Origin of the sequence: Streptomyces sp. CWNU-52B (genome assembly GCF_047444975.1) — a bacterium.
Lineage (GTDB): Bacteria > Actinomycetota > Actinomycetes > Streptomycetales > Streptomycetaceae > Streptomyces.
In genome coordinates this window covers 167145-187356 of the sequence record NZ_JBLFJV010000005.1, presented here as the reverse complement: position 1 = coordinate 187356, position 20212 = coordinate 167145, and the positions used below count along the sequence as shown (strand labels likewise).

Here is a 20212-nt window from a genome sequence, read left to right as displayed (position 1 = left end):
ATAGCCAAAGGTCACAACCGAGTCACGGCAAGGCGTCCGCGCCGGAGGGGTTGACAGCCTTTCGGGCGGCTCATAACTTCAGCCTTCTGAATCGTTTCAGAGCCAGGGTGTTCAGAAGTGGTTCGAACCCGATGCCACAACGGAAGTCACAGGAGCCCCGAAGTGACCGAGCTCGCCGCGGTGAAGGCCGCCCTCAAGACGCAGGCAGTAGAGACGCCGTCATGGGCGTACGGGAACTCGGGAACCCGTTTCAAGGTGTTCGCGCAGCCCGGGGTCCCTCGCAATCCTTTCGAAAAGCTGGACGACGCGGCGAAGGTCCACGAGTTCACGGGGACCGCGCCGACCGTGGCGCTGCACATCCCGTGGGACCGGGTCGAGGACTACGGGGCGCTCGCGAAGTACGCCGAGGAGCGCGGTCTGACCCTCGGCGCGATCAACTCCAACACCTTCCAGGACGACGACTACAAGCTGGGCAGCGTCTGCCACCCGGACGCCGCGGTGCGCCGCAAGGCGGTGGACTACCTGATCGAGTGCGTGGACATCATGGACGCCACCGGCTCCAAGGACCTGAAGCTGTGGTTCGCGGACGGTACGAACTATCCCGGCCAGGACGACATCCGTGAGCGCCAGGACCGCCTCGCCGAGGCGCTCACCCAGGTGTACGCGCGCCTCGGTGACGACCAGCGGATGCTCCTGGAGTACAAGTTCTTCGAGCCGGCCTTCTACGCGACCGACGTGCCGGACTGGGGCACCGCGTACGCCCACTGCCTCAAGCTCGGCCCCAAGGCGCAGGTCGTCGTCGACACCGGGCACCACGCGCCGGGCACGAACATCGAGTTCATCGTCGCCACGCTGCTGCGGGAGGGGAAGCTCGGGGCGTTCGACTTCAACTCGCGGTTCTACGCGGACGACGACCTGATGGTGGGCGCCGCGGACCCCTTCCAGCTGTTCCGGATCATGTACGAGGTCATCCGGGGCGGTGGCTTCACGGCGGACGTGGCGTTCATGCTCGACCAGTGCCACAACATCGAGGCGAAGATCCCCGCGATCATCCGCTCGGTGATGAACGTGCAGGAGGCCACGGCGAAGGCGCTCCTCGTGGACGGCGAGGCGCTGGGCGCGGCGCAGCGGTCCGGGGACGTGCTCGCCGCCAACGCGGTCGTGATGGACGCGTACAACACGGATGTGCGGCCGCTGGTGGCCGAGGTGCGGGAGGAGCTGGGTCTCGACCCGGACCCGATCGCGGCGTACCACCGGTCCGGGTGGGCTCAGAAGATCGCCGAGGAGCGGGTCGGGGGGCAGCAGGCCGGCTGGGGCGCGTAGCCGTTGCACTTGGCTTGGGCAGGGGCTCGGCATCGGTGTGGTGGTTCGTGGTCGGGTGGGGGTCGGTCTCGGTTGATCGCGCCGTTCCCCGCGGCTCCCTGCGGGGCCTGGACCCCGACGGGCCGCCCGCCGTTGGGCCTGAGGATCGTGGCCGACCGCGGGTCCGTCTCGGCTGATCGCGCCGTTCCCCGCGGCTCCCTGCGGGGCCTGGACCCCGACGGGCCGCCCGCCGTTGGATCTGAGGACCGTGGCCGACCGCGGGTCCGTCTCGGCTGATCGCGCCGTTCCCCGCGCCCCTTGCGGGGGCCCGAGTAATCGTTCGTAGCTCTCTTCTCTTCTTTAAGGACCTGGAACATGGCACCCCATCCCGAAGCCGCTGCTCTGCTGGGTCGGTCCAATCGGCTCGGCGCTGATCCTCGGAACACCAACTACGCGGGCGGGAACACGTCCGCGAAGGGGACCGACACCGATCCCGTGACCGGCGGGGACGTCGAGCTGATGTGGGTGAAGGGGTCCGGTGGCGATCTGGGCACCCTCACCGAGGCGGGGCTCGCCGTGCTGCGGATCGACCGGCTGCTGGCGCTCAAGGACGTGTACCCGGGGGTGGAGCGCGAGGACGAGATGGTCGCCGCGTTCGACTACTGCCTGCACGGGAAGGGCGGCGCGGCGCCGTCGATCGACACCGCGATGCACGGACTCGTGGACGCCGCGCACGTCGACCATCTGCATCCCGACTCGGGGATCGCGCTCGCCTGCGCGGCCGACGGGGAGAAGCTGACCGCCGAGTGCTTCGGGGACAGCGTGGTGTGGGTGCCGTGGCGCCGGCCCGGCTTCCAGCTCGGGCTCGACATCGCGGCCGTCAAGGAGGCGAACCCGGCAGCCATCGGGTGCGTCCTGGGCGGGCACGGCATCACCGCCTGGGGCGACACCGCCGAGGAGTGCGAGCGCAACTCGCTGCACATCATCCGTACCGCCGAGGCGTTCCTCGTCGAGCGCGGGAAGGGCGAGCCCTTCGGTTCCGTACTCGACGGGTACGCGGCGCTCGGCGGCGCCGAGCGCCGGGAGCGGGCCGCCGCCCTGGCCCCCGTGATCCGTTCGCTGGCCTCCAAGGACCGCCCCCAGGTCGGCCACTTCACCGACTCCGGGGTCGTCCTGGACTTCCTCGCGAGCGCCGAGCACCCGCGCCTCGCCGCCCTCGGCACGTCCTGCCCCGACCACTTCCTCCGTACGAAGGTCCGCCCTCTCGTCCTCGACCTGCCGCCGACCGTCGCCCTGGACGAGGCGATCGCCCGGCTGAAGGAACTGCACGCCGAGTACCGCGAGGAGTACGCGGCCTACTACCAGCGGCACGCCGACGCCGACTCCCCCGCGATGCGCGGCGCCGACCCGGCGATCGTGCTGATCCCCGGTGTGGGCATGTTCTCCTTCGGCAAGGACAAGCAGACCGCGCGCGTGGCCGGCGAGTTCTACGTCAACGCGATCAACGTGATGCACGGCGCGGAGGCCGTCTCGACGTACGCGCCCATCGAGGAGTCCGAGAAGTTCCGCATCGAGTACTGGGCCCTCGAAGAGGCCAAGCTCCAGCGGATGCCGAAGCCCAAGCCGCTCGCCACCCGGGTGGCGCTGGTGACCGGCGCGGGCAGCGGCATCGGCAAGGCGATCGCCGAGCGGCTCGTCGCCGAGGGCGCCTGTGTCGTGATCGCGGACCTCGACGGGGAGAACGCGGCCGATGTCGCCACCGCGCTCGGCGGCCCCGACAAGGCCGTCGCCGTCACCGTGGACGTGACCTCCGAGGAGCAGATCGCCAAGGCGTTCAAGTCGGCGGTCCTGGCCTTCGGCGGCGTCGACCTGGTCGTCAACAACGCCGGCATCTCCATCTCCAAGCCGCTCCTGGAGACCACGGCGAAGGACTGGGACCTGCAGCACGACATCATGGCCCGCGGCTCCTTCCTCGTGTCGCGCGAGGCGGCCCGGGTGATGATCGCGCAGGAGCTCGGCGGGGACGTCGTCTACATCGCGTCCAAGAACGCCGTGTTCGCCGGTCCGAACAACATCGCCTACTCGGCCACCAAGGCCGACCAGGCCCATCAGGTACGGCTCCTCGCCGCCGAGCTGGGCGCGCACGGCATCCGCGTCAACGGCGTCAACCCCGACGGAGTGGTCCGCGGTTCGGGGATCTTCGCGGGCGGCTGGGGCGCGCAGCGCGCGGCCACGTACGGCATCGAGGAGGAGAAGCTCGGCGAGTTCTACGCCCAGCGGACCATCCTCAAGCGCGAGGTCCTCCCCGAGCACGTCGCCAACGCCGTCTTCGCCCTGACGGGCGGCGACCTCACGCACACCACCGGTCTGCACGTTCCGGTCGACGCCGGCGTCGCCGCCGCGTTCCTTCGATGACGCACATGTCCGGCACGCAGTCGTACGCCGCCGTCGACCTCGGCGCGTCCAGCGGGCGCGTCATGGTCGGCCGCGTCGGCCCCCACTCGCTGGAGCTGACCCAGGCGCACCGGTTCCCGAACCGGCCGGTGCGCACCCCCGAGGGGCTGCGCTGGGACATCCTCGCGCTGTACGCCGGGGTCCTCGACGGGCTGCGCGCGGCCGGTCACGTCGACTCGGTCGGTATCGACAGCTGGGCCGTGGACTACGGCCTGCTCGACGCCGACGGGGCGCTGCTCGGCAACCCCGCGCACTACCGGGACTCCCGTACGCGGGGCGTCGCGGAGAAGGTGTGGGCCACCGTGCCCGCCGCCGAGCTGTACGCGGCGACCGGGCTCCAGTACGCGCCCTTCAACACGCTGTACCAACTGGTGGCGGCCCGTTCCTCCGCGCAGCTGGCCCACGCGAAGCGGCTGTTGCTCATCCCCGACCTGCTGACGTACTGGCTCACGGGCGAGGCGGGCACGGAGCTCACCAACGCCTCCACGACCCAGCTGATCGACCCGCGCACCGGCGACTGGTCGTACGACGTCGCGGCGCGCCTCGGGATCGACCTGGAGCTCTTCGCGCCGCTGCGGCGGCCCGGGGACCCGGCCGGTCTGCTGCGGCCCGGTGTGCTGGAGGAGACCGGGCTGGCAGGTCCCGTGCCGGTGACCACGGTCGGCTCCCACGACACGGCCTCGGCGGTGGCAGCCGTGCCGGCCGTGGGCGAGCGGTTCGCCTACATCTGCACCGGCACCTGGTCCCTGGTGGGTCTGGAGCTGGCGGCGCCCGTCCTCACCGAGGCGAGCCGCACGGCGAACTTCACCAACGAGCTGGGCCTGGACGGCACGGTCCGCCATCTGCGCAACATCATGGGCCTGTGGCTGCTCCAGGAGTGCGTACGGGAATGGGGCGACCCCGACCTGGGCGACCTCCTCTCGGCCGCCGCCGAGGTGCCGGCGCTGCGGTCCGTCGTGGACGCGGGCGACGCGGCGTTCCTGGCCCCGGGCCGGATGCCGTCCCGTATCGCCGACGCCTGCCGGGAGTCGGGGCAGCCCGTGCCCGCGTCCCGGGCCGAGATCACCCGCTGCATCCTCGACTCGCTGGCGCTCGCCCACCGCCGGGCGGTCCTCCAGGCGCAGGAGCTGGCCGACCACCCGGTCGACGTCGTGCACATCGTCGGCGGGGGCGCCCGCAACGAGCTGCTGTGCCGGCTCACGGCCGACGCCTGCGGGCTCCCGGTCGTGGCGGGCCCGGCGGAGGCGGCGGCCCTGGGCAACGTCCTGGTACAGGCACGGGCGCACGGCCAGGTGGGCGACCGGGCACAGATGCGGGACCTGGTGGCTCGTACACAGCCCCTGACCCGTTACGAGCCCCGGGGCACCACCGCGGCATGGCGGGCGGCCGAGGCCCGCCTGACCGGTCACTGACATGAGGTGGCGTCCCGCACCGGCATGCGGCTCCGCCGCGGGTCCCGGCCGGCCGAGGTCGGCCGGGACGCGACCGCCGACAGTCGCCCCGCCTCGTTCCTGCCGAGCCGAGCGCCGCGTACCGTGCACTCATCCGACGAACGATCCCGAGGAGCCGCGATGCGTGTCGCTCTGTTCCTGACCTGTGTCAACGACACCCTCTATCCGGACACGGGCCGGGCCGTGGTGAGGCTGCTGACCAGGCTGGGCGTCGACGTCGACTTCCCCATGGCGCAGACCTGCTGCGGGCAGGCGCACTACAACACCGGGTACCGGCACGAGGCCGAACCGCTGGCCCGGCACTTCTCCGAGGTGTTCGGCGGGTACGACGCGATCGTGACCCCCTCCGGATCGTGCGGCGCGATGGTGCGCGAGCTGTACCCACGGATGGGCGAGCGGGCCCGCGCCGAGGGACGCGGTGACGGCCTCGCCACCGCGCTCGCGCCGGTCGTGCCCAAGACGTACGAGCTGACCGAGTTCCTGGTGGACGTGCTCGGGGTGACGGACGTGGGCGCGTACTACCCGCACACCGTCACCTACCACCCCACCTGTCACGGGCTGCGCAGTCTCGGTCTGGGCGACCGGCCGCTCCGGCTGCTCCAGTCCGTCAAGGGACTCGAACTCAAGGAGCTGCCGGGCGCCGACGAGTGCTGCGGCTTCGGTGGCACCTTCGCCCTCAAGAACGCCGACGTGTCGGCGGCGATGGGGGCCGACAAGGTCCGCAACGCCGAGTCGACGGGCGCCGACGTGCTGTGCGCCGCCGACAACTCCTGTCTGATGCACATCGGCGGCACGATGACCCGGCTCAGGACGGGGATGCGTCCGGTGCACATCGCGGAGATCCTGGCGAGCACGGAAGAGGACCCGGAGCAGAACCCGGAGCGGAGCCCGCGAGCGAGCGCGGGAGCCGGCGCGACAGAGGGGCCGACGGCATGAACAATGACAGCGGACAGGGGCCGGTCGTATGAGCGGGGGCACCTATCTCGGGATGCCGGCCTTCCCGAAGGCCGCGCACGAGGCCGTCCGGAACAAGACCCTGCGCGGCAATCTGCGCCACGCCACGCACACCATCCGTGCCAAGCGCGAGAAGGCGGTCGCGGAGGTCTCCGACTGGGCCGAGCTGCGTGAGGCCGGCAAGCAGATCAAGGACCACACGCTCCGGCATCTCGACCGGTACCTCGTGCAGTTGGAGGAGTCGGTCACGGCAGCGGGCGGCACCGTGCACTGGGCCGCCGACGCGGACGAGGCCAACCGGATCGTCACGTACCTCGTGAAGGCGACCGGCGAGAGCGAGGTCGTCAAGGTCAAGTCGATGGCCACGCAGGAGATCGGCCTCAACGAAGCGCTGGAAGCCGAGGGCATCGACGCCTACGAGACCGATCTCGCCGAGCTGATCGTGCAGTTGGGCAAGGACCGGCCCTCGCACATCCTCGTCCCGGCCATCCACCGCAACCGCGGCGAGATCCGCGAGATCTTCGCCCGCGAGATGAGCGAGTGGGGCCGCCCCGCGCCGGAGGGCCTGACGGACACACCGGCCGAGCTGGCCGAGGCCGCGCGCCTGCACCTGCGGGAGAAGTTCCTGCGCGCCAAGGTGGGTGTCTCGGGCGCCAACTTCATGGTCGCCGAGACCGGCACCCTGGTCGTGGTGGAGTCCGAGGGCAACGGCCGGATGTGCCTGACCCTCCCCGAGACGCTGATCTCGGTCGTCGGCATCGAGAAGATCGTGCCGACCTGGCAGGACCTGGAGGTGTTCCTGCAGACCCTCCCCCGCTCCTCGACGGCCGAGCGCATGAACCCGTACACCTCCACCTGGACGGGCACCACGGACGAGGACGGTCCGCAGGACTTCCACCTGGTCCTCATCGACAACGGACGCACCGACACGCTGGCCGACGAGGTGGGCCGCCAGGCCCTGCGCTGCATCCGCTGCTCGGCGTGTCTCAACGTCTGCCCGGTGTACGAGCGGGCGGGCGGCCACGCCTACGGCTCGGTCTACCCGGGTCCCATCGGGGCGATCCTCAGCCCTCAGCTCCGGGGCACCGAGAGCGAGATCGACGCCTCCCTGCCGTACGCGTCGTCGCTGTGCGGTGCCTGCTACGACGTGTGCCCGGTGGCGATCGACATCCCGGAGGTGCTGGTGCACCTGCGGGAGCGGGTCGTGCAGGGCGGCGCCGTGACCCGCGACGGCGCCAAGGTCGTGGTGAAGCCGGCGAAGGGGCACGCCGCCGAGCGCGCGGCGATGCGCGCCGCGCGGTGGGCGTTCAGTCATCCGGGTGTGCTGCGCACGGGCCAGCGGGCCGCGTCCCGCACCCGCCGCCTCCATCCTCGGAAGCTGCCAGGTCCCGGCAGGGCGTGGAGCGATACCCGGGCGCTGCCTGCGGTTCCCGCGGAGCCGTTCCGCGACTGGTGGCAGCGGACCCGGGGCGGAAAGGACACGTCGAAGTGAGCAGCAGGGATCTGATCCTGGCCCGGGTGCGGCGGGCGATCGCCGACGTCCCACAGGACGACACGCCGTACGACCAGGCCTTCGAGCGCGGCTATCTGCGCGAGCACGGCGCCCGGGGTGTCGCGGAGACGGTGGATCTGCTGGCGGAGAACCTGGCGGACTACCGGGCCCATGTGCACCGCTGCACGGCCGGCGAACTGCCCGCGACGATCGCCCGGCTGCTGGCCGAGCGCGGTTCCACGTCGGTCGTCGTCCCTGCGGGCCTGGATCCGCGCTGGCTCTCGGCCACCGGCGTCACGCGGGTGCCCGACCGGGCCGCGAGCACCCCGGCCGAACTGGACCGGGTCGACAGCGTGGTCACGGCGTGCGCCGTCGCCGTCGCCGAGACCGGCACCATCGTCCTGGACGGCGGCACGGACCAGGGCCGCCGCCGGATCACGCTGGTCCCGGACCACCACATCTGTGTCGTACGCGTCCCGGACCAGGTGGTGTCGTCGGTGCCCCAGGGCCTGGAGCGCCTCGACCCGGTCCGCCCGCTGACCTGGATCTCGGGGCCCTCCGCCACCAGTGACATCGAACTCGACCGGGTCGAGGGGGTGCACGGTCCTCGCACCCTTGAGGTGGTGCTGATGAGCGAGGAGTGACGCACGCGGTTAGCGTGAAGGCATGATCCGGTTCGAGCAGGTCACCAAGCGGTATCCGGACGGTACGACCGCCGTGGACGGGCTCTCCTTCGAGGTGTCCGAGGGTGAACTCGTCACGCTCGTGGGCCCGTCCGGCTGCGGGAAGACGACGACCATGATGATGGTCAACCGTCTCATCGAGCCGACCTCGGGCCGGATCCTCGTCGGCGGCGAGGACATCGCGAAGGTCGACCCGGTGCGGCTGCGGCGGCGGATCGGCTACGTCATCCAGCAGGTGGGGCTCTTCCCGCACCGGACGATCCTCGACAACACGGCGACCGTGCCCACCCTCGTCGGCTGGAAGAAGGCGAAGGCGCGGGCGCGCGCCGCCGAGCTGCTCGACCTGGTGGGCCTGGACCCGAAGACGTTCGGCCCGCGCTATCCGGACCAGCTGTCGGGCGGTCAGCGCCAGCGGGTCGGTGTGGCGCGGGCCCTGGCCGCCGACCCGCCGGTCCTGCTGATGGACGAGCCCTTCGGAGCGGTGGACCCGGTGACGCGGGACCAGTTGCAGGACGAGTTCCTGCGGATGCAGGCGGCCGTGCGCAAGACGGTGCTGCTGGTCACGCACGACATCGAGGAGGCCGTGCGGCTCGGCGACCGCATCGCCGTGTACGGGCAGGGGCGCATCGAGCAGTACGACACGCCCGGAGCGGTGCTGGGCACTCCGGCGACCTCGTACGTGGCGGAGTTCGTGGGCGCCGACCGGGGGCTGAAGCGGCTCTCGGTCACCGAGATCGAGCCCGACGACCTGGAGCAGCCGCCGGTCGCCCTCCTCGACGAGAGTGCGGAGCGGGCCGCAGGCCGGCTGCGCGCGGAGGGTGCGCGCTGGGCGGTCGTGCTGGACGCGGGGGGTGATCTGCACGGCTGGGTGGGGGTGGAGGGGCTCGCGGCGGGCGGTACGGTCGGCGACCGTGTCCACCGGATGAAGTCCTGGGTGCCGGTGGGTGCTCCGCTGAAGCAGGCCTTCGGGATGATGCTCCAGCACGACGCCGGGTGGGTGGCGGTGCTCGACGGGGCGCGCTTCCTCGGTGTGCTGACCCCGGCGAAGCTGCATGAGGCGCTGCGCAGGTCGGTGGACGCGGATGCGCTCGGGGTGGCGCGGGGTGAGGTGGAGTTCGACTCGGTCTCCGACGCGTGAGCGCTCCGCTGGGTGGGGAGGGGGTCGGGTGCGGGTGCGTGGGGGTTGCGCGCGCAGTTCCCCGCGCCCCTTGCAGGGGGGCCTGCATGTGTGTCGGCTGTCGGTTCGTGGGGGTTGCGCGCGCAGTTCCCCGCGCCCCTTGCAGGGGGGCCTGCATGTGTGTCGGCTGTCGGTTCGTGGGGGTTGCGCGCGCAGTTCCTCGCGCCCCTTGCGGGGGCCTCGTTGTTACTTCAGTAGGGACTTGGTCTTCAGGTAGGTGCGTGCCACGTCCTTCGGTAGGCGGCGCCAGCTGTCCACCTGTTGGTTCATGTCGGCCAGGTCGGCGGTGGTCAGTACGTCGTTGAGCTTGCCGAGTGCTTCGGTGACCTTCTCGCTGCCCGCCCGGGAGCGGTTGACGACCGGCACGACGTAGTCGGCGTTCTGGAGGTGTTTGTCGTCCTTCAGCAGGACCAGGCCGAAGTCGTCCAGCGTCGCGTCCGTCGTGGTGGTCAGCACCATCTGGTCCTGGCCGTTCTGCACGGCCCGTTTCGCCTGTGTGGTGCCGACGCCCTTGGGATCCACACCCGTGATGTCGATGCCGTACGTCTTCTTCAGCCCCGGTTCGCAGTACGGCCGTTGCACGCACTCGTCACCCGCCGCGAGCCGTACCCGCACGCCGGACCGGCCCAGGTCGCTCAGCGACGTGAGGCCGTGCTCGCGCGCGAAGGCGCGGGTGACGGCGAAGGCGTTCTGGTCGACCGCCCGGCCGGGGTCGAGGACGGTGAGTCCCCGGGGCTCCGCCAGTTTCCGCAGCGCGCTCATCGTGGCGTCCAGGTCGGGCGAGCCGACCGCGGCGGCGTCCGCCCCGTTGGTCTTGGCGCCCAGCCAGTCCGCGAAGGTCGCCGCGTACTCGGCGACGACGTCGATCTGCCCGGCTTCCAGGGCGGGTTCGTACAGTTCGCGGTTGGCGACGGTGAGCGTCGACGTCCTGTAGCCGGCCTGGTTCAGGAGCAGCCCGTACATGGTGGCCAGGACGTCGCTCTCGGTGAAGCCGGCCGAGCCGATGGTGAGGTCCTTGCTGTCGCCCGGCGGCGCGGTGACCTCTCCCTGGCTCTCCAGGGAGGGGCCGGAGGAGCAGCCGGTCAGCAGGAGCAGGCCGGCGAGGGCCCCGCGCCACCTCACCGAGCGCCCCGCCCTCATCGTGTGCCCCGTCCGGGCGCCAGTCGCTCGGCCACTTCGAAGAGCCCTTCGACGAGCAGGGCGAAGACGGCCACGAGGACGGCGCCGGCCACGACCTGCGGCGTACTCGCCAGGTTGAACCCGGCGGTGATGATCCGTCCGAGTCCGCCGCCGCCCGCCAGCGCGGCGATCGTGGCGGTGGCCACGAGCTGCACGGCCGCGATGCGCACACCGTTGAGGATCATCGGCATCGCGAGCGGCGCCTCGACCCGCCACAGCAGCTGCCGACCGGTCATCCCCATGCCTCGGGCCGCCCGCACCACGTCACGGTCGACCTCACGCATCCCGACGTACGCGTTGGTGAGCAGCGGCGGCACGGCGAACAGCACGAGCGCGACGACCGTGGGGCCCTGGCCCCGGTCGCCGACCGGGGTGAGCAGCAGCAGGACCAGCACGGCGAAGGTGGGGACGGCCCGGCCGACGTTCGAGATGTTGACGGCGAGCGCGCCGCCCCTGCCGAGGTGGCCGAGGACGAGGGCGACCGGCAGTGCGATCAGACAGCTGATCACGAGGCAGACCGCGGTCAGGACGAGGTGCTGGGTGAGCCGGTGCCAGATGCCGTCGTCGCCGGCCCAGTGCGCGGAGTCGCTGAGCCAGTCCCAGGCGTCGGTGAGTGTCGTCATCCGCGCCTCGCTCTCGTCCAGGGGGTGATCAGCCACTGGATCCCGAGCAGCAGCAGATCGGCGGCGACCGCGATGACCACGCACAGCACGGACGCGGTGAGGACCTGGGCCTTGAAGTAGGTGTTCATCCCCGAGTAGATGAGGTTGCCGAGCCCTCCGAAGCCGACGATCGCACCGACCGTGGCCAGCGACACCGCCGAGACGGTGGCGATCCTGAGCCCGGCCATCGCGGCGGGCAGGGCCAGCGGCAGCTCGACGGTGAGCAGCAGCCGCACCGGCCCGTACCCCATGCCGCGGGCCGCCTGCCGGGTCTCCTCGGGGACGGCCCGGAGCCCGGCCAGGATGTTCCGGACGAGCAGGGTCAGCGAGTAGAGGACGAGTCCGGCGACGACCAGGGCCGCCGACAGCCCGTACACCGGCAGAAGCAGCGAGAACATGGCCAGCGACGGGATCGTGTAGAGGACCGTCGTGACGGCCAGCACCGGGCCCGCCGCCAAGCGCCAGCGGCGGGCCAGCACGGCCAGCGGCAGGGCGATCGCCAGGCCGATGAGCACGGAGAGCGCCGTCAGCTGGAGGTGCTGGCCGACCGCGTCGAGAAGGATGTGTCGGCGGGTGCTCAGGTAGTCGCCGCAGATCCACTCGTTGCGCGCGAGGCAGTCGTCCGGGGGCGCGGTCACCGGTCCAGTCCACCCGGGCGGGCGGCGGACGGCGCGTGGTGATGACCCGTACGGGGGAGTTGAACGCCCGTCACGCCGCTGCCGTACTTCAGGGGCAGCGGGCTCTCGGCCGTCGAGTACCTGCCTGCCGTGCCCGGAGGAGCCCCGCCCATGACCGCACACCGCACCGCCGCCCTCGCCGTCCTCGCCGGGGCGGCCCCGCTGCTGCTCGCGGTGGGGGCCGCCGGGCCCGCCGCCGCGCACGGGGCGCCGACGGACCCGGTGAGCCGGGCGGTGGCCTGCTCCGCCGAGGGCGGGCAGCGGGCGCGGTCGGCGGCCTGCCGGGCCGCCGTCTCCTCCGGTGTCGCCGCCTTCGACAACCTGCGGCTGGCGGGCGTCGGCGGCCGGGACCGGCAGGTGGTGCCCGACGGCAAGCTGTGCAGCGGCGGCCTCGCCGCCTACCGGGGACTGGACCTGGCCCGCGCCGACTGGCCCTCGACCCGGCTGGAGGCCGGGGCTCGGATGACGCTCACGTACCGGTCGACGATCCCGCACACGGGCACGTTCAAGCTCTTCCTGACGAAGGAGGGCTACGACCCGACGAAGCCGCTCACCTGGTCCGACCTGCCGTCGCAGCCCTTCGCGACGGCCACCGACCCGGCGCTGGTGGACGGCGCCTACCGGATCGGCGCCGAGCTGCCGTCCGGCCGCACCGGGCGCCACCTCCTCTACACGATCTGGCAGAACACGAGTACGCCGGACACGTACTACTCGTGCTCGGACGTGGTGTTCCCGGGCGCCGGCGCGAAGGACGGCGCGGGCGGTGCCGGGTCGGCCGGTTCCGGGACGCGGAAGCCGGCGGCGACACCGACGAGGTCCGCCGGGTCGCGGACCGGCACGGCCGCCGCTCCCTCGAAGTCCCCGTCGTCCGCGTCCGCCCCGTCCGACGTCACGAGCCCGGCCGCGCGAGCGTCCCGTACGGTGACCGACGCCCCCGGCGAGACGGTCTCCTCCCCCACCACCGGCAAGGACGACCGGACCCCGGCCCTGCCCCTCGTCGCGGGCGGCGCGGCAGGTCTCCTGATCACGGCGGGCGCCGCGTACACCTTGCGCAGGCGGCGCTGAGCCCCTCCGCGACCCCGGGCCTGCCGACCTCCGAAGATCACGCCACTGATAGCCTGCGCGTTCGCTTCGGTGGTGAAATTCGGCTTTCAGGGGAGATGTACGTGCGGACCTGGCGGAGGAGCCTGGACGAGGCCGAGGTACGCCGGGGCGGGCTGGGCGACGACTACACGAAGGTCGCGCGGTTCATGCGGCGGCGGGAGCCGGCCGGCTATCTGGCGGTGCGCCTGCTGGTGCCGCTGGGCCAGCAGCCCCATGTGCTCGCCGGATACGCGTTCGCCTCGTACACCGACGACGTCTGCGACCGGGGCACGGTCCAGGAGCGCACCCACCGCTACGACGCGTGGGACGAGCAGGTGCGCACCGCGCTGGGCTCGGGCAGCGCCGGGCATCCGCTGCTGCGTGCCTTCCTGCACACCGCGGCCACGCGTGAGCTGCCGCACCGATGGGTCGACTCGTATCTGGACGGCGCGCGCATCGACCTGGACTTCCCCGGCTTCGCGACCGAGGACGACTACCAGCGGTACGTGGAGCAGCTCACCTGGCCGTTCCTGATGATCACCTCGGGGCTGGCCCATCAGGGCGGCGGCAGTGCCGAGTTCGCCGCGGCGTGCCGGCTGTTCGCCGACGCGGCCCAGCGCACGGACATCCTGACCGACCTGCACGAGGACCTGCGCGGCGGGCGCCTGTACCTGCCCGTCAGCGACCTCGACCGGTACGGCATAACGCGCGAGGACCTCGAACAGGGTCGCGACCTGCCGGGAGTACGCGCGCTGGTCGCGTCCACCGCCGGGACCGCGCGGGCCACGCTCCGGGAGGCAGGCGTGCTCCTCGACCACTGCTCCGACGAGCACCGCCGGCTGATGCGCTTCGTCCTGGACCTGCACCACCAGCGCCTGGAGTCGGTGACGGCCCGGGGCGCCTCGGTGACCCGCCGCCCCGTACGCGACCGCCCGGTGGCGTGCCTGCGCCTGCTGACCCGGCGCGGCCCGGCACCCCGGGACGAGCTCGCCGGAACGTCCGGGAGCGCTTCCGCCGGCTAGGGCCTGTCGCCTCCCCTCCTCGGCACGGCGCCGCTTCCCGTCGGCCGCTCCCCGGGCGCGCCCAACCCCCGGCCGCATGGACAGCGTTGACCGCTGGATGGTCCGAACTGCCTCACGCGCGGCCGCGCCGGGCGGGTGACGCGACCATTCGGTGGACAGGTGCACGAAGCTTGGCGGTTTTGTGAGCGGGGCGGGGAATGGAGGTTGTGCCGCAATGGCACCTTCCGTCGCCGTTCGGGACGGCGGAGGCACGTATCAGGAGGTCAGCATGGCCCGCAGAACCACCACCCTCGCCCTCGGTGTCCTCGTCGCCGCCGGGGTCCTCGTCGGCAGCCCCACGGCGGCCTTCGCGGACGGGGTCGACGGCGAGAGGCCGGACGTCGCCGCGCCGAAGAAGCCACCGGCGGCCGAAGCCGCGCCGCAGGCCGCGCACAACCAGTACTTCGGTCCGTTCGTCACCGTGCAGCCGGGTCAGAACGGTCTGGCCACCGTGTCCTGCCCGTCCGGTCTGGTGCCCACCGGCGGCGGGGGTGCGAGCAGCGCGTACCGGATCTTCTTCACCGACTCCTTCGTGTCCAACGGCAACACCTGGGTCGTGCGCGGCACGAACACCGGCACGACGGCCGAGTCCATCCAGGCCTTCGTCATCTGCACGAAGCCCTGACCGGGGCCGAGCCACCGGCGAGACCCCACGGCGGGGGCAGCGAGCCCGATGCCCCCGCCGCCCCGGGCCGCGGCCGTGGCCCCGGCGACAGCGGCCGCGCCGGTCAGCGCACCCGTCCCCGCGGTTTCAGCGGCACGGGCGGCAGGTCCGGCGCGGGGAGCCGGTCACCGTCGTAGCCCTTCACCTCGCCGAAGCGCGCGCCGTCCATCCAGTCCGAACGGGCCTGCGCGATGTCCTCGCCGGACCGCCCGATGAAGTTCCACCACATGACCAGCTCCTCCTCGAACGGCTCGCCGCCCAGGAGCATGAGGCCGGCTTCCGACTCGGCCCGCAGCGGAAGTTCGGTGCGGCCGCAGCCCAGGTAGAGCATGGAGCCGGGCAGCAGCGGCACACCGTCCACGTGGGCCTCGCCCGACATGGACAGCACGGCGTACTCGAAGTCCGGCTCCAGCGGGAGGCGTACGTCGGCTCCGCGCGCGAGGGCCAGGTCGGCGCCGACGATCGGCGTGTACGTGGTCCCCGGCGAGGCCGCCCCGTCGACGCCGCCCAGGACGATCGTGGCCTTCAGCCCGGGGGCCGTCACGACGGGCAGGTCGCTGTGGTGCTCGAAGAGCGGGTCGGTGTGGCGGTCGCTGTCGGGCAGGGCGACCCACAGTTGCGCGCCGTGCAGGAAGCGGGCGTGCGGCCTGGGGCTCTCCTCCGAGTGGCTGATGGCCCGGCCGGAGGTCATGAGGCCCAGCTCACGGGGGCGGATCGTCTGAAGGCTGCCCGTGGAGTCGCGGTGCAGCACCTCGCCCTCGTGCAGCCAGCTGACGGTCTGCAGCCCCATGTGCGGATGCGGCGGGACCTGCATGCCGGGCTCGTCGGCGATGTCGTCGGGTCCGTAGTGATCGACGAAGCACCAGGCGCCCACCATGCGCCGCCCCAGGTTGGGCAGCAGCCGCCGGACTTCGCTGGACTCGCCGAGCTTGACCCGGCGGGGACTGAGGAGTTCACGCACCGGCTCCGCCACCACGAAACCCCGGCCGCCGCACAGAGCGGGAACGGCCTCGCGATCAAGATTGCTCATGCCGCACAACCTAGCCCGGTGGAGGACGGTCCGGCAGTCCATTCCCCGGCCGGTCACCGCCATGAGTTGTGGAATATTCAACAACCATGGCGGGTTCTGCTCGTCGAAGGAGGTCAGACGTGAACACGACGTACGACGAGAACGAGTACTCCGGCCCCGACCCGTCCGGGCGCGGCTACTACGGCCACGGCACCTCCGCGGAGCGCTGGGAGCGCGCCCGGATGTTCTTCGACGCCAAGGACTACGCCGCCGCGGCGCGCGTCCTCGGCGGCCTGGTCGAGGAGGTGCCGCAGGAGACGGGACCCCGCCTGCTGCTGGCCCGCGCGTACTACCACTCCGCCCAACTGGGCCGCGCGGAGGCCGAACTGCGTGTCCTCGTCGAGCAGGACCCGGTGGAGCACTACGCCCGCCTCATGCTCGGCCGTACGCTCCAGCGCCAGGGCCGGGGCGCCGAGGCCGAACCGCATCTGCGGCTGGCCTCGGCCCTCTCGGGCGACTTCGACTCGCTCTGAGGGGAAGCATGAGGTCCCCGGCGCCCGCACAGCCGGGCCCCGGGGACCTCGGGACCTATCCCCCTGCCGCCTCGCGCTGCTTCGCGGCCTCCTTGGCCGGCCCGTACGTGCGCCTGCCCCGCCGGTGGGCGATCTCGCCCAGGATCACGTCCACCGCGACGAACGCCGCCAGTGGGATGCCGAGCAGCGGCACGAAGTATCCGAGGACGGCGACACCCGCCATCAGGGGGACGAGGACGTGCGCGGGGACCTGCTGCCAGGCGCCGCGCGGAATCGGGCGGCCGAACGCCGAGGCGCGCCCCCGCTGCCACCACATGCGGTAGCCCCACAGGATCAGCAGGATCAGGCTGAGGGCGACGGCCATCAGCACCAGTTGGTTGACGAGGCCGAACAGGACCCCGGTGTGCGCGTCGATGCCCCAGCGGGTGAGCTTCGCGAGCACCGGGTAGTCGGCGAAGCGCACCGTGTCGGTCACCTCGCCGGTCGTCGGGTCGACCGCGACCGCGTCCTGCTTGGTGGGGAAGCTGCGCTGGACCTGGCTCACGACATAGCCCGACGAGGCGTCGGCGGGCGGGACGATCTCCACCGGGTCGCCGAGTCCCTTCGCGCGCGCGGCGGCCAGCACCTTGTCGAGGCCGACGCCGTGCTCCACGCCGCCCTCGGCCGCGCCGGAGCCGTGGCCCGCGTGTTCGCCGCCCGCGGCGGCCGACACCGACGGGGTCGCCTGGCGGAGCGAGGTGCGCAGTTCGTCGATGTTGGCCCCGGCGTACGTGGACCAGGTCAGGCCGGTCGCCGAGAGGAAGACGAAGCCGACCGCGACCCACGCGCCGACCGAGCCGTGCAGCCCGAGGGTGCGCCGGCGACCGCTGGTGCCGCGGATCCTGCGCTGTGTACGGCGGCGGCTGAACCAGAGCACCAGACCGCCGCCCGCGATCACCCACAGCCAGCTGGCGGCGAGTTCGCTGTAGAGCCGGCCGTCGTCGCCGAGCCTCAGGTTCGCGTGGAACTCGTCGATCCAGGTGCGCAGCGGCAGGGCGCCGGTGGAGCCGTACTGTTCGAGCGCGCCGCGCACCTCGGCGGTGTACGGGTCGACGAACACCGCGAGGGTGTGGGTCTCCCCGATGCCGGCGACGCCGGACACCATCACCCTGGTGGTCGCGTCGTCCTCGGGTGAGGGGCGTACCGCGGAGACCGTTCCCTCCGGGTGGGCCTTGCGGGCGGCGGCGACCTGTTCAGAGACCGGCAGCTTCCCGTCGCCGACGGGGACGGTCGTCTCGTGCGAGTACAGGACCTTCTCGGCCTGGAACGACGCCGCGTACAGGAATCCGGTCGTGGCGGCGACCAGCAGGAACGGGGCGACGAACACTCCGGCGTAGAAGTGCAGCCGCAGCACCAGCGGGCGCAGCGGCGCCCAGCCGCCGCGTCTGGAGGCGGGAGCGGGGGTGACGGACTGCGGGGACTCGTCCGTCTCGGTCGTGGGAGCGGTGGACATCGGCTGGCATCTCCGGTCGGGCAGGGGACGACGGGGCCGTACACGGCCGTTGCGGTGCATTAGTCGGCGGGCCGGGTCGTCGAGTTCCCGGAGACGGGTGTGGCGTGGGTCACGCGTGCGTCGAGGGGTGGCCGATGCCACGGGGGAAGCCCCTGCTTCCGCCGGGGCGCCGACTCGCACCACGGGCCCGGGACTTGGCATGCTGGCGCGATGGCATCATCCAATGATCTCGCGCCCCTCGGTGAGCGAGTGGAGCAACTCCTCTCCCGTACCGGCCCGTTGCCGATCGTCTCCGCCGGTGACCCGGTGCTGCGCCGGGCGGCCGAGCCGTTCGACGGCCAGCTGGACGCGTCGCTCCTGGCCCGTTTCGTCGCGGCCCTGCGCGACACGATGCACGCGGCGCCCGGGGTCGGTCTTGCCGCACCTCAGGTGGGTGTCTCCCTGCGCCTGGCGGTCATCGAGGACCCGGCGCCGGTCCCCGACGAGATCCGCGAGGTACGCGGCCGGGTGCCGCTGCCCTTCCGGGTGCTGGTCAACCCGGTGTACGAGCCGGTGGGCCCCGCCCGTGCCACGTTCTTCGAGGGCTGTCTGAGCGTGCCGGGCTGGCAGGCGGTGGTGGCGCGGCCCACCGAGGTGCGGCTGCTGGCGCTGGACGAGCACGGGAACGCGGTGGACGAGGTGTTCACGGGCTGGCCCGCGCGGATCGTCCAGCACGAGACGGACCACCTGGACGGCACGCTCTACCTGGACCGCGCGGAACCGCGCTCGCTGTCCTCCGCCGAGGCGATGGCGGAGCGATGGACCCAGCCGACCCCGGCGGAGGCGGCGAAGGAGCTGGGCTTCCCGCTCTGAACGGCCTCAGCTCCCCGCCGTCGCGCCGCTACTTCCCGTCGCGGTACGCCTCCAGCAGCCTCAGCCACACCTCGCTCACCGTCGGGTAGGACGGGACCGCGTGCCACAGCCGGCTCACCGGGACCTCGCCCGCGACCGCGATCGTGGCCGAGTGGATCAGTTCGCCGACGCCGGGGCCGACGAACGTGACGCCGCGCAGGGTCTCGGTGTCCAGGTCGACGATCATCCGGGCCCGGCCGCGGTAGCCGTCGGCGTACAGGCCGGCGCCCGCGACCGAGGCCAGGTCGACGTCGACCGCCCTGACGCGGTGGCCGGCCTGTTCGGCCTCGGCGAGGGACAGGCCCACGGAGGCGGCCTCCGGGTCGGTGAAGACGACCTGGGGGACGGCGGCGTGGTCGGCGGTCGCGGCGTGGGCGCCCCAGGGGTCGGTCTCCAGGAGCGGGACACCGGCGGCGCGGGCGGCGATGGCGGCGCCCGCGATCCGGGCCTGGTACTTGCCCTGGTGGGTGAGCAGGGCGCGGTGGTTGACGTCGCCGACCGCGTAGAGCCAGTCGCTGCCCGTGACCCGGCAGCTGTCGTCGACCTCCAGCCAGGAACCGGACGTGAGGCCGACCGTCTCCAGCCCGAGGTCGTCGGTGCGCGGGGCGCGGCCGGTGGCGAAGAGGATCTCGTCGGCCTCGATGCGCTCCCCCGTGGAGGTCGTGACGACGACCGTCGTGCCCTCCCGGGTCACCGACGCGACCGAGGCACCCGTCCGCACGTCGGCGCCCGCCTCCGTGAGCGCCTCGGCGACCAGTTCCCCGGCGAAGGGCTCCATCCGGGGCAGCAGTCCCTTGCCGCGCACCAGAAGGGTGACCTGGGAGCCGAGGGCCTGCCAGGCGGTGGCCATCTCCACGCCCACGACCCCGCCGCCGACCACCACGAGGCGGCCCGGCACGGCCTGCGCGCTGGTGGCCTCGCGGCTGGTCCAGGGCTTGACCTCGGCGATCCCCGGCAGGTCGGGCAGCACGGCGCGGGTCCCGGTGCTGACGGCCACGGCGTGCCGGGCGGTCAGCACGTGCCGCTCCCCGTCGGGGCCCTCGACCGTGACCCGGCGTGTCCCGTCGAGCCTGCCGTGTCCACGGAAGAGGTCGACCCCGACGCCCTCCAGCCACTGGACCTGGCCGGCGTCCTTCCAGTGCGAGGTGTACTCGTCCCGGTGGGCCAGGACCGCGGCCGCGTCGAGGGGGCCCTGCACGGCCTGGCGCAGACCGGGCACCCTGCGTGCGTCCGCACGGGCGATCACCGGGCGCAGCAGGGCCTTGCTCGGCATGCAGGCCCAGTACGAGCACTCGCCGCCGACGAGCTCGCTCTCCACGATCGCGGCGGACAGGCCCGCCGCGCGGGCGCGGTCCGCGACGTTCTCGCCCACGGGCCCGGCGCCCAGCACCACCACGTCGTACACATTGGTCTCCGTATCCGTCATGGGGTCAGTCTGGTCGTTGGTG

The 20212-nt window shown here is 72.5% G+C and carries 18 protein-coding genes; 12 read left to right on the top strand and 6 right to left on the bottom strand.

Going from position 1 to position 20212, the window contains the following annotated elements; genetic code table 11:
• Positions 1 to 162: 162 nt before the first annotated feature.
• From rhaI to ACLVWQ_RS03650, 7 genes are all read left to right on the top strand, one after another.
• A complete protein-coding gene (rhaI, locus tag ACLVWQ_RS03680) occupies positions 163 to 1323 on the top strand; it encodes an L-rhamnose isomerase (RefSeq protein WP_414106666.1) in 1161 nt (386 codons plus the stop codon).
• A 354-nt stretch (positions 1324 to 1677) separates the two neighbouring features.
• The gene (locus tag ACLVWQ_RS03675) at positions 1678 to 3717 is read left to right on the top strand and encodes a bifunctional aldolase/short-chain dehydrogenase (RefSeq protein ID WP_414106665.1); all 2040 of its coding nucleotides are present in this window, start codon (positions 1678 to 1680) and stop codon (positions 3715 to 3717) included.
• Between the two features lie 5 nt (positions 3718 to 3722).
• The gene (locus tag ACLVWQ_RS03670; protein ID WP_414106664.1) at positions 3723 to 5168 is read left to right on the top strand and encodes a rhamnulokinase; all 1446 of its coding nucleotides are present in this window, start codon (positions 3723 to 3725) and stop codon (positions 5166 to 5168) included.
• A 159-nt stretch (positions 5169 to 5327) separates the two neighbouring features.
• Positions 5328 to 6143: a (Fe-S)-binding protein gene (locus ACLVWQ_RS03665; protein ID WP_414106663.1), complete on the top strand. Its 816-nt coding sequence runs from the start codon at positions 5328 to 5330 to the stop codon at positions 6141 to 6143.
• Positions 6144 to 6195: 52 nt separating this feature from the next.
• Complete coding sequence (locus ACLVWQ_RS03660; RefSeq protein WP_414107379.1) at positions 6196 to 7653, top strand: LutB/LldF family L-lactate oxidation iron-sulfur protein; 1458 nt, start codon at positions 6196 to 6198, stop codon at positions 7651 to 7653.
• Positions 7650 to 8297 (top strand): LutC/YkgG family protein, encoded by a 648-nt coding sequence (locus ACLVWQ_RS03655; RefSeq protein ID WP_414106662.1) that lies wholly within the window; start codon positions 7650 to 7652, stop codon positions 8295 to 8297. Before ACLVWQ_RS03660 ends, ACLVWQ_RS03655 begins: the two co-directional genes overlap by 4 nt.
• Before the next feature lie 22 nt (positions 8298 to 8319).
• Complete coding sequence (locus ACLVWQ_RS03650) at positions 8320 to 9474, top strand: betaine/proline/choline family ABC transporter ATP-binding protein (protein ID WP_414106661.1); 1155 nt, start codon at positions 8320 to 8322, stop codon at positions 9472 to 9474.
• A 225-nt stretch (positions 9475 to 9699) separates the two neighbouring features.
• Here the strand turns inward: ACLVWQ_RS03650 and ACLVWQ_RS03645 are convergent, their stop codons facing one another.
• The 3 genes from ACLVWQ_RS03645 to ACLVWQ_RS03635 are packed head-to-tail and all read right to left on the bottom strand — an operon-like array spanning position 9700 to position 11992.
• Positions 9700 to 10653: an ABC transporter substrate-binding protein gene (locus tag ACLVWQ_RS03645; RefSeq protein WP_414106660.1), complete on the bottom strand. Its 954-nt coding sequence runs from the start codon at positions 10651 to 10653 to the stop codon at positions 9700 to 9702.
• Positions 10650 to 11315, bottom strand: a complete 666-nt coding sequence (locus ACLVWQ_RS03640) for an ABC transporter permease (RefSeq protein ID WP_414107378.1) — start codon at positions 11313 to 11315, stop codon at positions 10650 to 10652. Before ACLVWQ_RS03640 ends, ACLVWQ_RS03645 begins: the two co-directional genes overlap by 4 nt.
• Positions 11312 to 11992 carry an ABC transporter permease gene (locus ACLVWQ_RS03635; protein WP_414106659.1) on the bottom strand — a complete coding sequence of 227 codons (681 nt, stop codon included), beginning with the start codon at positions 11990 to 11992 and terminating at the stop codon, positions 11312 to 11314. The genes ACLVWQ_RS03640 and ACLVWQ_RS03635 overlap by 4 nt, the downstream gene beginning before the upstream one ends.
• Before the next feature lie 150 nt (positions 11993 to 12142).
• On the opposite strand from ACLVWQ_RS03635, the gene ACLVWQ_RS03630 reads away from it, so the two are divergent.
• The 3 genes from ACLVWQ_RS03630 to ACLVWQ_RS03620 all read left to right on the top strand — a co-directional run bounded on the left by ACLVWQ_RS03630 (position 12143) and on the right by ACLVWQ_RS03620 (position 14800).
• On the top strand, positions 12143 to 13096 hold the full coding sequence (locus ACLVWQ_RS03630; protein ID WP_414106658.1) for a lytic polysaccharide monooxygenase: 954 nt from the start codon (positions 12143 to 12145) through the stop codon (positions 13094 to 13096).
• A 101-nt stretch (positions 13097 to 13197) separates the two neighbouring features.
• Entirely contained in the window at positions 13198 to 14136 is a 939-nt protein-coding gene (locus ACLVWQ_RS03625; RefSeq protein WP_414106657.1) for a squalene/phytoene synthase family protein, read from the top strand.
• A gap of 268 nt (positions 14137 to 14404) precedes the next feature.
• Entirely contained in the window at positions 14405 to 14800 is a 396-nt protein-coding gene (locus ACLVWQ_RS03620) for a hypothetical protein (RefSeq protein WP_414106656.1), read from the top strand.
• Between the two features lie 103 nt (positions 14801 to 14903).
• Here ACLVWQ_RS03620 and ACLVWQ_RS03615 read toward each other — a convergent pair whose 3' ends face one another.
• Positions 14904 to 15869, bottom strand: coding sequence for a pirin family protein (locus tag ACLVWQ_RS03615; RefSeq protein WP_414106655.1), 966 nt, complete (start codon positions 15867 to 15869; stop codon positions 14904 to 14906).
• A gap of 221 nt (positions 15870 to 16090) precedes the next feature.
• On the opposite strand from ACLVWQ_RS03615, the gene ACLVWQ_RS03610 reads away from it, so the two are divergent.
• The gene (locus ACLVWQ_RS03610) at positions 16091 to 16381 is read left to right on the top strand and encodes a tetratricopeptide repeat protein (protein ID WP_414107377.1); all 291 of its coding nucleotides are present in this window, start codon (positions 16091 to 16093) and stop codon (positions 16379 to 16381) included.
• A 55-nt stretch (positions 16382 to 16436) separates the two neighbouring features.
• Here ACLVWQ_RS03610 and ACLVWQ_RS03605 read toward each other — a convergent pair whose 3' ends face one another.
• A complete protein-coding gene (locus ACLVWQ_RS03605) occupies positions 16437 to 17873 on the bottom strand; it encodes a PepSY-associated TM helix domain-containing protein (protein ID WP_414106654.1) in 1437 nt (478 codons plus the stop codon).
• A gap of 210 nt (positions 17874 to 18083) precedes the next feature.
• On the opposite strand from ACLVWQ_RS03605, the gene ACLVWQ_RS03600 reads away from it, so the two are divergent.
• Positions 18084 to 18725 carry a peptide deformylase gene (locus tag ACLVWQ_RS03600; RefSeq protein ID WP_414106653.1) on the top strand — a complete coding sequence of 214 codons (642 nt, stop codon included), beginning with the start codon at positions 18084 to 18086 and terminating at the stop codon, positions 18723 to 18725.
• A gap of 28 nt (positions 18726 to 18753) precedes the next feature.
• Here the strand turns inward: ACLVWQ_RS03600 and ACLVWQ_RS03595 are convergent, their stop codons facing one another.
• Positions 18754 to 20190, bottom strand: coding sequence for a dihydrolipoyl dehydrogenase family protein (locus ACLVWQ_RS03595; protein ID WP_414106652.1), 1437 nt, complete (start codon positions 20188 to 20190; stop codon positions 18754 to 18756).
• Between the last annotated feature and the right edge of the window lie 22 nt (positions 20191 to 20212).